The 12,629-nt window shown below is 68.9% G+C and carries 15 protein-coding genes; 12 read left to right on the top strand and 3 right to left on the bottom strand.

Annotation, left to right across the window (positions count from 1 at the left end):
• Positions 1-57: 57 nt before the first annotated feature.
• On the bottom strand, positions 58-726 hold the full coding sequence (locus tag J7U46_RS20205; protein WP_282828998.1) for a histidine phosphatase family protein: 669 nt from the start codon (positions 724-726) through the stop codon (positions 58-60).
• Between the two features lie 116 nt (positions 727-842).
• Here J7U46_RS20205 and J7U46_RS20200 point away from each other — a divergent pair, with 116 nt between their 5' ends.
• Positions 843-998: a hypothetical protein gene (locus J7U46_RS20200; RefSeq protein WP_282828997.1), complete on the top strand. Its 156-nt coding sequence runs from the start codon at positions 843-845 to the stop codon at positions 996-998.
• A 95-nt stretch (positions 999-1,093) separates the two neighbouring features.
• Positions 1,094-2,749: an NAD(P)/FAD-dependent oxidoreductase gene (locus tag J7U46_RS20195; RefSeq protein WP_282828996.1), complete on the top strand. Its 1,656-nt coding sequence runs from the start codon at positions 1,094-1,096 to the stop codon at positions 2,747-2,749.
• Positions 2,750-2,755: 6 nt separating this feature from the next.
• Here J7U46_RS20195 and J7U46_RS20190 read toward each other — a convergent pair whose 3' ends face one another.
• A complete protein-coding gene (locus J7U46_RS20190; RefSeq protein ID WP_282828995.1) occupies positions 2,756-3,304 on the bottom strand; it encodes a hypothetical protein in 549 nt (182 codons plus the stop codon).
• Between the two features lie 229 nt (positions 3,305-3,533).
• Between J7U46_RS20190 and J7U46_RS20185 the strand changes: the two genes are divergently transcribed.
• Positions 3,534-4,844: an endonuclease/exonuclease/phosphatase family protein gene (locus tag J7U46_RS20185; protein WP_282828994.1), complete on the top strand. Its 1,311-nt coding sequence runs from the start codon at positions 3,534-3,536 to the stop codon at positions 4,842-4,844.
• A 27-nt stretch (positions 4,845-4,871) separates the two neighbouring features.
• On the opposite strand, the gene J7U46_RS20180 is transcribed toward J7U46_RS20185, so the two are convergent.
• Positions 4,872-5,702, bottom strand: coding sequence for a DNA-binding response regulator (locus J7U46_RS20180; protein ID WP_282828993.1), 831 nt, complete (start codon positions 5,700-5,702; stop codon positions 4,872-4,874).
• Positions 5,703-5,773: 71 nt separating this feature from the next.
• Between J7U46_RS20180 and ureA the strand changes: the two genes are divergently transcribed.
• From ureA to J7U46_RS20135, 9 genes are all read left to right on the top strand, one after another.
• Complete coding sequence (gene ureA / locus J7U46_RS20175) at positions 5,774-6,076, top strand: urease subunit gamma (RefSeq protein WP_282828992.1); 303 nt, start codon at positions 5,774-5,776, stop codon at positions 6,074-6,076.
• 24 nt (positions 6,077-6,100) lie between these two features.
• A complete protein-coding gene (locus tag J7U46_RS20170; RefSeq protein ID WP_282828991.1) occupies positions 6,101-6,652 on the top strand; it encodes a HupE/UreJ family protein in 552 nt (183 codons plus the stop codon).
• Positions 6,649-6,954: an urease subunit beta gene (locus J7U46_RS20165; protein ID WP_282828990.1), complete on the top strand. Its 306-nt coding sequence runs from the start codon at positions 6,649-6,651 to the stop codon at positions 6,952-6,954. The genes J7U46_RS20170 and J7U46_RS20165 overlap by 4 nt, the downstream gene beginning before the upstream one ends.
• The gene (gene ureC, locus J7U46_RS20160; RefSeq protein WP_282828989.1) at positions 6,951-8,672 is read left to right on the top strand and encodes an urease subunit alpha; all 1,722 of its coding nucleotides are present in this window, start codon (positions 6,951-6,953) and stop codon (positions 8,670-8,672) included. Before J7U46_RS20165 ends, ureC begins: the two co-directional genes overlap by 4 nt.
• A gap of 150 nt (positions 8,673-8,822) precedes the next feature.
• Entirely contained in the window at positions 8,823-9,245 is a 423-nt protein-coding gene (locus J7U46_RS20155; protein ID WP_282828988.1) for a hypothetical protein, read from the top strand.
• 72 nt (positions 9,246-9,317) lie between these two features.
• Positions 9,318-9,773, top strand: coding sequence for a GNAT family N-acetyltransferase (locus J7U46_RS20150; protein WP_282828987.1), 456 nt, complete (start codon positions 9,318-9,320; stop codon positions 9,771-9,773).
• A gap of 109 nt (positions 9,774-9,882) precedes the next feature.
• On the top strand, positions 9,883-11,361 hold the full coding sequence (locus J7U46_RS20145) for a hypothetical protein (protein WP_282828986.1): 1,479 nt from the start codon (positions 9,883-9,885) through the stop codon (positions 11,359-11,361).
• Positions 11,362-11,369: 8 nt separating this feature from the next.
• A complete protein-coding gene (ureE, locus tag J7U46_RS20140; protein ID WP_282828985.1) occupies positions 11,370-11,939 on the top strand; it encodes an urease accessory protein UreE in 570 nt (189 codons plus the stop codon).
• Entirely contained in the window at positions 11,939-12,622 is a 684-nt protein-coding gene (locus J7U46_RS20135; protein WP_282828984.1) for an urease accessory UreF family protein, read from the top strand. The genes ureE and J7U46_RS20135 overlap by 1 nt, the downstream gene beginning before the upstream one ends.
• The last annotated feature ends 7 nt before the right edge of the window (positions 12,623-12,629 follow it).

Genomic DNA, 12,629 nt, shown 5'->3' with positions numbered 1-12,629 from the left:
TTGCTAGCAGGGTTCAGGGATCGCTGGCGATCCGCGCTCTGCTGCAGGGTCCGCGTTTCAGGCGTAACTGAGCAAGGAGGCGTCCGCGCCGTCGAGATGGGGCAGCGTATTGAAAGTCAGCAGCGAATGCTTGCGGGCGGTGAACACGAATTCGGTGACTGCGCTATTGCGTATCCGCAGGTTCAGCTCGATGGCCGACTCCAGCGGCGTTGCCAAGACCTGACTGACTGCCGTGGAGATCGGCCCGCCACTGGAGACGATCAAGACCTGACCCCCGGCATGGTGCGCGCGGACGTGATCCAGCGCGCCGGCCACACCTGCCGAGAACTCAGCAAAGCTAGGCATGCCTGCCGGGGCGCTTTGCGCACGCATCCAGGCGAGCAAGCCGGTGCGCAGCAGGCGGAAGTGGTTTCTGACCTCCTCCGGCGTCTTCGGATGTGCAATCGGCCCGGGGTGGATGGCCTTGACCACCGCCTCGCTGTCGTACTCGTTCAGCCCGGGCCAGATGAGCGGCTCGGGCAGGCCGCCCAGGCCTTCCGCGATGCCGGCATAGCTCTGCGCATGGCGCTTCAGCGAACCGCGCAGCACCGCGTCGAAGCGCTGGCCGCGGGCCTTCCAGTAGGCCCCCAGGCGCCGGCATTGCTCAGCACCGAGAGGGCTGAGCTGGTCGTAATCCGCAGCGCCAAACGAGGCCTGGCCGTGGCGCACCAAGAAGAGGGTTCCCATGGGTGGATCATCACGCCGGCCGCCCCGCCGGGCTGTCACGGCCGCGACCGGTTAGAATCCCGCCCCAGACCGGACCTTCCAGGGTCCGGCTTCGCTTTTCACTCATCGGAGCCATCATGGGCAACAAGATCAAGACCGAAGCCGACCGCCGCGCCACCCCGCGCCTGGCCGGCACGCCGTCGCGCATGGGCGCCGGCCAACGCAGCAGCCTGGAGCGTGGTTCGCACACCCGCAGCAAGAAGAACCCGGGCAAGCGTCCCCATTCGGGTTGAACCCAGGGCCGTCAGGCCCTCAAGCTGTACCTACAGGCCCGCGCCGGTTCCGGCAGGGCCTGTACTATTTCCACCGTTCGAATTGAGCCCTGACCATGCTCCGCATCAACGAACTCCGCCTGCCGCTGAACCACGCCGAAGCCGACTTGCGCCCGGCCATCGTCCAGCGCCTCGGCATCGCCGACTCGGCCCTGAAGTCCTTCACCGTCTTCAAGCGCAGCTATGACGCGCGCAAGAAGACGGCGATGCTGCTGATCTACACGATCGACTGCGAGCTCGCCGATGAAGCCGCCGTGCTGGCCAGCCATCTTGGCGACCACCAGATCAAGGCCACGCCGGACACGAGCTACAAGTTCATCGGCCATGCGCCGGCCGACTTCTATGCCGCCGAGCGGCCGCGCCCCGTGGTCATCGGCTTCGGCCCCTGCGGCATCTTCGCCGCCCTGATCCTGGCCCAGATGGGCCTGCGCCCCATCGTGCTGGAGCGCGGCAAGGACGTGCGCCAGCGCACCAAGGACACCTGGGGCCTGTGGCGCGAGCAGCGGCTCGATCCCGAATCGAACGTGCAGTTCGGTGAAGGCGGCGCCGGCACCTTCTCGGACGGCAAGCTCTACAGCCAGATCTCCGACCCGCGCTTCCTGACCCGCAAGGTGCTGACCGAGTTCGTCAAGGCCGGCGCGCCGGAGGAGATCCTCTTCGTCAGCAAGCCCCACATCGGCACCTTCCGGCTCGTCTCGATGGTCATCAAGATGCGGGCCGACATCGAGGCCCTGGGCGGCGAGATCCGCTTCCAGCAGAAGGTGACCGACCTCTTGATCGAGAACGAGCAGGTGCGGGGCGTGACGCTGGAGTCGGGTGAACAGATCCGCACCGACCACGTGGTCCTGGCCCTAGGCCACAGCGCCCGCGATACCTTCACCATGCTGCACGAGCGCGGCGTCTACATGGAGGCCAAGCCCTTCTCGATCGGCTACCGCATCGAGCATCCGCAGAGCATCATCGACAAGGCCCGCTTCGGGCCGAACGCCGGCAACGAGATCCTCGGCGCTGCCGACTACAAGCTGGTGCACCACGCCAAGAACGGCCGCTCGGTCTACAGCTTCTGCATGTGCCCCGGCGGCACCGTGGTGGCCGCCACCAGCGAGCCGAATCGCGTGGTGACGAACGGCATGAGCCAGTACTCGCGCAACGAGCGCAATGCCAATGCCGGCATCGTCGTGGGCATCACGCCCGAGGACTACCGCCAGGACGGCAAGACGGATGGCAGCCTCGTCAATCCGCTGGACGGCATGGCCTTCCAGCGCATCTGGGAGTCACGCGCCTATGAGCTGGGCGAAGGCGGCTATCTGGCACCGGGTTCGCTGGTCGGCGACTTCATCAAGCGCCAGCGGAGCAAGGCTTTCGGTTCGGTCGAGCCGTCCTACAAGCCGGGCGTCACCTTGACCGACCTGCAGCAAAAGGGTCGCGGCAGCCTGCCCACCTATGCACTGGAAGCGATACGCGAGGCCCTGCCCGCTTTCGGCCGCCAGATCCGGGGCTTCGACATGGCCGATGCGGTGCTGACCGGCGTGGAGACCCGCACCTCCTCGCCGCTGCGCGTGACGCGTGGCAAGGACTACCAGAGCCTGAACATCCGGGGCCTGTACCCAGCCGGTGAGGGCGCGGGCTATGCCGGCGGCATCATGTCGGCCGGTGTGGATGGCATCGAAGTGGCCGAGGCCTTGGGCCGCGCCATGTTGGCGGAAGTCTGAGGTCGCTCAGCGCGGCTTGCCGCTCGAGGTCGGAACCGGGCCCAGGGCGCGGCCCGGCCGGTAGATGGGGCTGCGGGTACGGCTGGAATGGCGGCGCATGTAGCGGTTGACGGCCAGCACCGCCAGCGTCAGGCCTGCGAAGGCTGCCAGCGAGTTCTGCACGCCCCACAACGGCGCCTGGCTGTAGCGCAGCAGCATGTAGCTGACCGGCACCTCATAGCCCGGCGGATTCAGCGAGAAACTGACCACGCCGGCCAGCAATGAGCCCACGGCGGCAATGACGCAGCCCCCCACGCACCAGGCCGTGTGCGGATGACGCGCGCCCCCCCAGGGCCGCACCGTCAGCCAGGCCCAGGTCAGGCTGACCAGCAAGACCGGCAGCGCCAGGATCAGGGCCTCGCCGACTTGCACACCAAGGCTGCCGCGGACACCGAGGAAACTCACCCAGCTGTGCGGAATCCCGAGCGCGCCCAGGTACTGGCCCAGCGCCTGGGCCGTGAGGTACAGGCCCGCGCCCGCCAGGGATGAAAAGAATCTCCGACCACTGCGTCGCATGAATGGGGCCCGCTCCGTTGCTGTAGACCGATCGATAGCTGCATTCTGAGGGCCAGCCGCCTGTGTGGGGGACAGCGCGATCCCCAGGTCGCGCGGGATTCCTCCTTCATCCAGTGGAACTTCGTGAAAAAGTGCAAAGTCCGCCGCCGCCCCGATTGCGCAAACGACGGCGCCGCATCCAGCCGCTACCATCGCGCCGCCGCAGTCGCAAACCTTTTCGGACCTCCTCATGAAGTACCCCTCGCTGTCCTCCCTGGCCGCCGTGCTGGCCTCCGTCGCCACCCTGACCCTCGCCACCCCGGCCGCCGCGCAGAGCGTGCGCGTCGCCAGCTGGAACCTCGGCTGGCATGTCTCCACCGCCGAGCTGCCGGCCTGGCTGGCGCAATGCGGCAAGTCCTACCAGAAGAGCGCCAGCGATGGCGTCTGGCATGTCGTGCCCGAGGGCACGGCCGGCGCCACCGTCGGCTGGTTCATCAAGGAATCGCGCTCGCAGCTGGAGGGCGTGGACCTGTCCAGGATGCCGCCGTGCGGCGTCTATGAAGCGGCAGACCGCAGCAAGCTGGCCGTCACGCCGGCGGCTTGGGCCGAACGCAACAAGCACATCGCCGAGATCATCGAGCGCGACGTGCGGCCCGACGTGATCGCCTTCCAGGAAGTCTCCGGCACGGCCGCCGTGCGCGAGGCCCTGGGCACCGCCGCAGAGCGCTACGACGTCTGCTCCTTCGACGGCCGCTTCAAGGTCCAGCGTCTGGCCTTCGCCTGGCGCAAGGAGCTCGGGGCGGGCGAATGCCGCACCGAGGACGCGATGATCCTGCCGACCGTGGCCGACAAGGACCAGGTCCGCCCCGGCCTCGTGCTGACGCTCAAGACCGGCGACAAGCGCACCAGCTTCATGACCGTGCACCTGAAGTCCAGCTGCGTGAGCCCGCTGGACGGCCGTGGCCGCCTGGACCAGGACCGCACGAACGAGCGCTTCACCGACCCCTGCCCTGTCCTGCAGCGCCAGGTCGCACCCATCGAGGCCGCGGTCGAGAAGCTGGCTGCCAACGCCGAGCAGTTCATCGTGCTCGGCGACTTCAACCGCAACCTCTGGCATGAGGCCAACGAGGTCGAGGGCGCCAAGCCGCTGCGCAGCGATGGCTCGACCGACCTCGCCAAGCCGCTGCCGGCCGGCGTGAAGACACAAAACCTGTTCAAGGAAGTCTTCGACGGCGAGCCCGCCAACACCCGCGCCAGCCTGGTGTCACTCGAGTGCAAGCTCGAGCCCAAGCTGGCCGCGCTGTGCGAGCGCTCCAAGACCGAGGCCCTGAAGCGCGAAGAGATGGCACCACTGGGCGAGCCTTCGGGCCTCGGCTGCCGCAACGCCATCGGCCTCGATCATTTCGTGGTCTCGGAGCAGCTCAAGGCCAAGGTCTCAGGCGCTCAGAAGGTCGGTATCGGCGCCTCCGGCGAAAGCCTGGCCGCACCGGCCGGCAAGAGTGATCCGGTGCTCGGCACTTCCGACCACTGCCCCATCGTGATGAACGTGAACCTGCGCTGATCGATCACCAGACGGGCCGAGGCGCGCTCAGCCTTCGGCCTTCTCGTGCAACACGATCAGCCATTGGCCCTCGCCCAGCGCGTCGGGGTCCACGGCATGCAATGAGAAGCTGAGGCGCCGCTCGCTGCGCGCCACCAGGGCGGCGGCGCTCGGCCGCATGGCGGGGCACAGCTGCGGCAGCACGGTCAGCTCGCCCGGCTCGGCGCCCACACGGCGGCGCAGCACCTCCCGGTGCATCCACAGCAGCAGTTCGGGCGGCAGCCGGCCGCGCTCGAAATGCCCGCCGCTGAAGAACTCCGCCATCAGCGTGCGCGCCAGCGCCGTCTGCCAGACGCACCAGCCATCGGTCTCGCGCACGGCGATGCTGGCGTGGCCGAAGGCGTCGAGCGCGCTGCGCGGCTTGAGTGGCGTGCGGCGCAGATGCGCGGCCAGGCGCAGCAGCAGCTCGCGCGGCCGCACCGGCGCCACCAGGCAATCGCTGGCGCCCGCCTTCATCGCCGAGGCCGGCAGGCCCGCCTCGCCCGCCAGGCACAGCAGCAAGATGGGCACGGTACAGCCCGCTTCGCGCAGGCGCGTGAGCAGGCCGAGGTGCTTGGGCTCGGGCGCATCGAGCAGGATCAGCGCCGGCGCTTCCAGTTCGGCCGGCAGGGGCAGGCGGGGCGGCAGCACGGCCACGCTGTAGCCCGACTCCTCCATCGCATCGGCATGCGCCGCCCAGGCTTGGGGCAAGGCGGTCAGCAGGAGAATGCGCTCGCCATCGGCGCTCACCAGCGGCGCGCTGGGCAGGCCCGGCGCGAGGCTGGGGTCATCGTGGTCGTGAGGGTCGTGGGGCAGCGGCATGGAACGGTGGTCAGGCATCGCAGCACCCGATTGCAAGCCGCGTGCCGCCCTGCCAAGCTCGCTGGCATCCTTTGTGCGATGGAGCGGGCATGGACCTCACACCGAGAGAGCGCGACAAGCTCCTGATCTTCACCGCCGCCTTGCTGGCCGAGCGCCGCCAGGCTCGCGGCCTGAAGCTGAATTACCCCGAAGCCGTGGCCCTGATCAGCGCCAGCATCATGGAAGGCGCCCGCGACGGCAAGAGCGTGGCCCAGCTGATGAGCGAGGGCAAGACAGTGCTCACGAAAGCCGATGTGATGGAGGGGGTGGCGGAGATGATCCCCGAGATCCAGGTCGAAGCCACCTTCCCCGATGGCACCAAATTGGTGACCGTGCACCAACCCATTGCATGAATCCGGCCTGAGCCACGCATCAAGATGAACCATCGTCACCTCCCCCTCGTCCTGGCCCTCGCTGCGGGCACCAGCCTCGCGCTCGCCCATGCCGGCACCGACGGCGCCGCCCACCATGGCTTCGCCGAAGGCATGCTGCACCCGTTCACCGGCCTCGACCACCTGGCGGCCATGCTGGCCGTGGGCGTCTGGAGCGCTGGCACCCCGAACCGGCGCTGGCTGGCACCGCTGGGCTTCATGGCCCTGCTGGCACTGGGAGCGCTGCTGGGCCAGGGCCTGCCGGCTGTCGAGCCCATGATCGCCGCCTCGCTGCTGGTGATGGGCGCCCTCTTGATGGCACCGCGTCGGCCGCTGCTGGCGGCGCTGCCCATGGCCGGCTTCGCCCTGTTCCATGGCGCCGCCCATGGCCAGGAGCTGAGCGGCACCGCCGCGCTGCTCGGCATGCTGGCCGGCTCGGCCCTGCTGCATGGCGCCGGCATCGCGCTCGGCCTGGCCCTGCAGCGGGCCTCGCAGTGGCTGCCGCGCGCCGGTGGTCTGGGTATTGCCTTGCTGGGCCTCGGCCTGCTCGTCGCATGATCCCGGGCGAACTGTTCACCGACGGCCCCGACCTCCTGCTGAACCCGGGCCGCCGCACGCTCACGCTCCTGGTGGAGAACAGCGGCGACCGGCCCATCCAGGTCGGCTCGCACTACCACTTCGCCGAGACCAATGCCGCCCTGCGCTTCGACCGCGCGGCCGCCCATGGCATGCGCCTCAACATCGCCTCGGGCACCGCCGTGCGCTTCGAGCCGGGGCAGCAGCGCACGGTGGAGCTGGTGTCCTATTCGGGCTACCGGAGGGTCTATGGTTTTCGGGGATTGGTACAGGGGCCCTTATGAGCACGATCAGCCGCCGCGCCTACGCCGAGCAGTTCGGACCGACCGTCGGTGACCGCCTGCGCCTCGCCGACACCGCCCTCGTCATCGAGGTCGAGCAAGACCTGACCCTGCGTGCCGGCGGCTACGGCGAGGAAGTGAAGTTCGGCGGCGGCAAGACCATACGCGACGGCATGGGTCAATCGCAGCGGGTCAATGGTCCCGGCGCAGAAGATGCCGTCGACTGCGTGATCACCAATGCGCTGATCCTCGACCACTGGGGCATCGTCAAGGCCGACATCGGCCTGCGCGGCAGCCGCATCGCCGCCATCGGCAAAGCCGGCAACCCGGACGTGCAGCCGGGCGTGGACATCGTCATCGGCCCGGGCACCGAGGTGATTGCGGCCGAGGGCCTGATCGTCACGGCCGGCGCGGTCGACACCCACATCCACTTCATCTGCCCGCAGCAGATCGAAGAGGCCTTGATGAGCGGCACGACCACCATGATGGGCGGCGGCACCGGCCCGGCCACCGGCACCTTCGCCACCACCTGCACGCCGGGGCCCGAGAACATCAAGCGCATGCTGCAGGCCGGCGAAGCCTTCGCCATGAACCTCGGCTTCCTCGGCAAGGGCAATGCCAGCCAGCCCGAGGCGCTGCGCCAGCAGATAGACGCCGGCGCCGTGGGCCTGAAGCTGCACGAAGACTGGGGCACGACGCCGGCCGCCATCGACTGCTGCCTCTCGGTGGCGGAAGAAACCGACACCCAGGTGGCGATCCACACCGACACCTTGAACGAGAGCGGCTTCGTCGAGGACACGATGGCGGCCTTCAAGGGCCGCACCATCCACAGCTTCCACACCGAGGGCGCGGGCGGCGGCCATGCGCCCGACATCATGAAGGTGGTGGGCGAGGCCAATGTGCTGCCCTCCTCCACCAACCCGACGCGGCCCTACACGGTCAACACGCTGGACGAGCACCTGGACATGCTGATGGTCTGCCATCACCTCGATGCCGGCATCGCCGAGGACCTGGCTTTTGCCGAGAGCCGCATCCGCCGCGAGACCATTGCCGCCGAGGACATCCTGCATGACCTCGGCGCCATCTCGATGTTCAGCTCCGACTCGCAGGCCATGGGCCGGGTTGGCGAAGTGACGATCCGCTGCTGGCAGACCGCGCACAAGATGAAGCTCCAGCGCGGCCCGCTGCCAGGCGACACGCAGCAGCACGACAACGCCCGCGTCAAGCGCTACATGGCCAAGCTGGCGATCAACCCGGCACTGACCCATGGCATCGCGCATGAGGTCGGCTCCATCGAGGTCGGCAAATGGGCCGACCTCGTGTTCTGGCGGCCGGCCTTCTTCGGCGTCAAGCCCAGCCTGATCCTGAAAGGCGGCTTCATCGCGGCCGCCGCCATGGGGGACCCGAATGCCAGCATTCCGACGCCACAGCCGGTGCACTACCGGCCCATGTTCGGCAGCTTCGGCGGCGCCTTGCAGGCGGGCTCGCTGAGCTTCGTCTCGCAAAGCGGCCTCGCGGCGGCAGAGGGCTATGGCCTCAGGAAACCGCTCTCGGTGGTGCGGGGCTGCCGCACGGTGAAGAAGACCGACATGGTCCACAACGCCTACCTGCCGCGCATGGAGATCAATGCGCAGACTTACGAGGTTCGCGCCGACGGGCAACTGCTCAGCTGCGAGCCGGCCACGGTGCTGCCGATGGCGCAGCGCTACTTTCTCTTCTGACCTGCCGCACCTGCCCCTTCCATCGTCGCGCGAAGCCGCGTGCAGGTTCTCACGCAGACCGTGAGTCGCTTCCCCCAAGCCGTGACGCGGGTGCGTGGATGTGCATTTTTTGCGTTAGCGTTTTGGCACCTTCATTCCCAGGGAGTCTCCATGTCGCTGCTCAAACTCGGCCTCGCCCTCCTCTTGAGCCTTGCCAGCGCACTGGCGGTGGCAGAGCCGGCGCGCTCGCCCGAGCAACTGCTCGAACGCTGCAAGCAGGCCATTGCCAGCAAGGACATTCCTGCCTACCTCGCCCTCGTGATCCTGAACCGCGAGACCGACCGGGCGGGCGTCGAGGCGCAGTTTCGCCATGCGGTCCAGCAGCCCCTGCGCTCGGCCAAGCTGCTGCCGCTCTCCGTGTACCAGGCCAGCTACGAGCGGGCCATCCAGCGGGGCATGAAGCTCTCGGTGCAGGCGGAAGGCTGGATCGAGCTGGAGTTCGAGGCCGCCCGGCTGCCCGGCGGCGTGGTCGAGAAGGCCACGATGGTGCTGCTGTATGGTCGCAAGGATGGCGGCTATTTCCTGGCGTCTTGAAGCGCCATGTCGGGCACGCGATTTGCGTGCCGCACCGGCACAGCCCTCCCCTTTTCGCCCCGACCCATTGCCATGAACATCCGCATCGATGACCTGCGCGGCCCCGAAATCCGGGCCCTGCTCGAAGAACACCTGCGCCACATGCACGAGCTCTCGCCGCCCGAGAGCGTGCATGCGCTGGACCTGGACAAGCTGCGCCAACCCGAGATCACGTTCTGGACGGTCTGGGACGGGGAGCAGCTGATGGGCTGCGGCGCGCTCAAGCAGCTCTCGGCCAGCGAGGGCGAGCTCAAGTCCATGCGCACGCCCGCGGCGCTGCGTGGCCGAGGCGCGGCCCGCGCGATCCTGAACCACATCATCGAGACAGCCCGCTCACGCGGCCTCAAGCGACTGAGTCTGGAGACGGGCTCGCAGCCGGGCTTCGAGCCGGCTCGGCGTCTCTATGCCAGCGCCGGCTTCAAGTTTTGCGGTCCTTTTGCCGATTACCCGGAGGACCCCTACAGCGCCTTCATGACGCTGGAGCTCTGAAACAGGGGCGGCGAACCGCCGTACTCGCCGGATCCGGGCTGCTGCGGGCCGGATAATGCCGTCCAGCGACACCCCACCGAGGCAAACAGTCCCGCACAGCATGGAGCGATTGACCGAACAGATCGTGGCCTGGCACAACCGGCATCCGCTGGCCAAGCGGATCAGTGCCTTTGACGTGCACACGGTCGGCGTGATCGCCCTGCCCTTCATGCGCCAGAACCGGCGCCCGCCGCTGCCGGTGGAGCCGGTGCTGAGCCAGGAAGTCGACCCGCTGCACGATGCCGAGACCCGCGACGCGCTGGCCGAGGGCGGCGAAGGCGAGGACGAGGACGGCAGCAACGAGCCCGGCGCTTTCAGCCGCTTCGAAACCGAAAGTGCGCCGCGCAAGCTGCGCGGCCCGGCCTGGCTGCAGGGCCTGCAGAACCAGTGGTTCAAGCTGCACCGCCAGCGCTGGGGCAACCACTGGCAATGGCCAGTCTTCAGCGAAGACCTGATCCCCAGCCTGAGCGCCGCCCGCGTGGCCCGCTTCGCGCTGGACTACGGCTACAACGAAGCACCCGGCGACCCGCATTGGCCGCGCCGCACCGCCGCTGTGGACGAGGCCTATGTGGCCAAGGGCTCGGCCAAGCACCGGGGCGGCGCCTGGCCGTTCGAGCTCTTCCTGGTCAGCGCCGGCATCGATGCCGGCAGCTCCCGCACCCGCGTGCTGATCGGCCAGGGCATGGGTCGCAGCCTGATGCTTACCGGCCGGCGCTGCATCAGTCCGGTGCGCAGCGCCGTGGCCGCGCTGCTGCTGGTGGGTGGCCTGGCCTATGCCGGCTGGAGCTGGCTGCACCCGGCCGGCGAAGCGCCCGTGGCCGCCGAAGTCCCTGCGGCGCCAGCGCCTGTTCCAGCCTCCGCTGCTGACTCCGAGCCTGTGGCGGCACCCGCCTCTGCGGCATCAACCACGGCCGAGGCAGCATCGCAGCCTGCCTCCGCCGCCGCCGAAGCGGCGGCAACCTCATCGCCCGCCTCGGCGGCGGCCGTGCAGACCACGCCCGCCAGCGCCGTGCCGGCCTCGGCCCTGCCCGACCAGCCGAGCGGCCCGCAGCCCGACATCCGCCCGCGCCTGGTCCAGGTCAACCGCGCCGCCAGCGCGCCGCCGCTGCGATCTTCATCAGAAGCCAGCGCGCCCGCCGCGCCAGGCAAGGCAGCGCCTGTCGCTGAATCCAAAGCCGACAAGGGCGACAAGGCTGACAAGCACGACAAGGGCGACAAGCAAGAAAAATCGGACAAGGCCGAAGCCAAGCCCGACGCCAAGGCCACTGAGCGCAAGGTCGCGCCGGTGGTGCCACCGCTGAGCGTGAAGTCGGTCGCCCTGGTCGGCCCGCCCAGCGCCAAGCGCGCCGATGCAGAGGCCTACCTGGTCCGCATGAAGGACATGCTCAAGGGCATGACCCGCGAACCCGATGCGCTGCAGCTGCAGGTGATAGAGACGCCGGCCGGCTTCGTGCCCACGGTCTGGCCCTTCGCCACACGCGAGCAGGCGCAGCTGATCAATGCCACCATGATTGCGCGTGGGCTGAAGACCCGCGCCGTCGATTTCTGACCCCCGCCATGCTGACCATCAACAAGCTGATCCCCCGCAGCCAGGCCCTGGCCCCGGCCCTGCTCAAACGCGCGCCCGAAGTCGTGCTCGACTGGGACACCCGCCAGAAAAGCCGCTTCGACGCGCAAGACAGCCAGGGCCGCGCGCTCGCTGTTTTCCTGCCGCGCGGCAGCGTCGTGCGTGGCGGCGATGTGCTGGTGGCCGAGGACGGCTCCCTGGTCCGCGTGATCGCGGCGGAGCAGGCGCTGCTGGAGGTGCGGGCCTGCGCCGAGCATGGCCGCCCGTTCGACCTGATGCGGGCCGCCTATCACCTGGGCAACCGCCACGTGCAGCTGGCCCTGGAGCCCGAGCGCCTGCTGCTGGAGCCCGACCATGTGCTGGCCGACATGCTGCGCCAGATGCACCTGATCGTCACCGAGGTGAACACGGCCTTCGAGCCCGAGGCGGGTGCCTATGGTGGCGAAGGCCACGGCCATCACCACGGTCATGCCCATCCCCATGGAGCGGCGGCGCCCAAGCCCATCCCCATCAAGATCGCCGCGGCACCGCATGTGCACGGCCCGGGTTGCAAGCATTGATGAACGCCACGGCCTGGCTGCAACTGCTGCAGCTGGCTTCGCCGGCCTTGCCGGTGGGCGGCTTCAGCTACTCCGAAGGCCTGGAAGCTGCGGTCGATACCGGCCGGGTGAGCGATGAATCCAGCGCCCAGTCCTGGTTGATCGCTCAGCTGCAGCTCAGCCAGGCCCGCGCCGACCTGAGCGTCTGCGCCCGGGCCTTCGAAGCCTGGTCCAACGGCGATATGACGCGCATCGAGGCCTTGAACGGCTGGGTGCTGCAGACCCGCGAAAGCCGCGAGCTGCGCCTGCAGGCGGAACAGATGGGCCGCTCCCTGCTCGAATGGCTGCGCCACAAGCCCGGCGTGCCCGCCAGCGCCCTGCAGCAGCTGGCCGCCCTGCAGCCGGCGCCGAGCTGGCCGGTGGCCTTTGCCTTGGCCGCCCAGCAAACCGGTGCGCCGCTGCGCGAGGCCTTGCTGGCGGCTGCCTTTGCCTGGGCCGAGAACGTGGTGGCCGCCGCGATCAAGGCCGTGCCGCTGGGCCAGGTGGCCGGGCAGCGCATGCTGCAGGCACTCGGTGAGGCGATTCCGGCGGCGGTCGACGCGGCCATCCGCTTGAAGGATGAAGAACGCCAGGCCTTCGCGCCCATGCTGGCCATCCTGTCGGCGCAGCACGAAGCGCAGTACTCGCGCCTGTTCCGCTCCTGAGGCTGCG

The organism is Pelomonas sp. V22 (genome assembly GCF_030014915.1).
Taxonomy (GTDB): Bacteria; Pseudomonadota; Gammaproteobacteria; order Burkholderiales; family Burkholderiaceae_C; genus JAUASW01.
The sequence above is the reverse complement of the archived record's forward strand: the minus strand, read 5'-3'. Positions and strand labels throughout refer to the sequence as shown.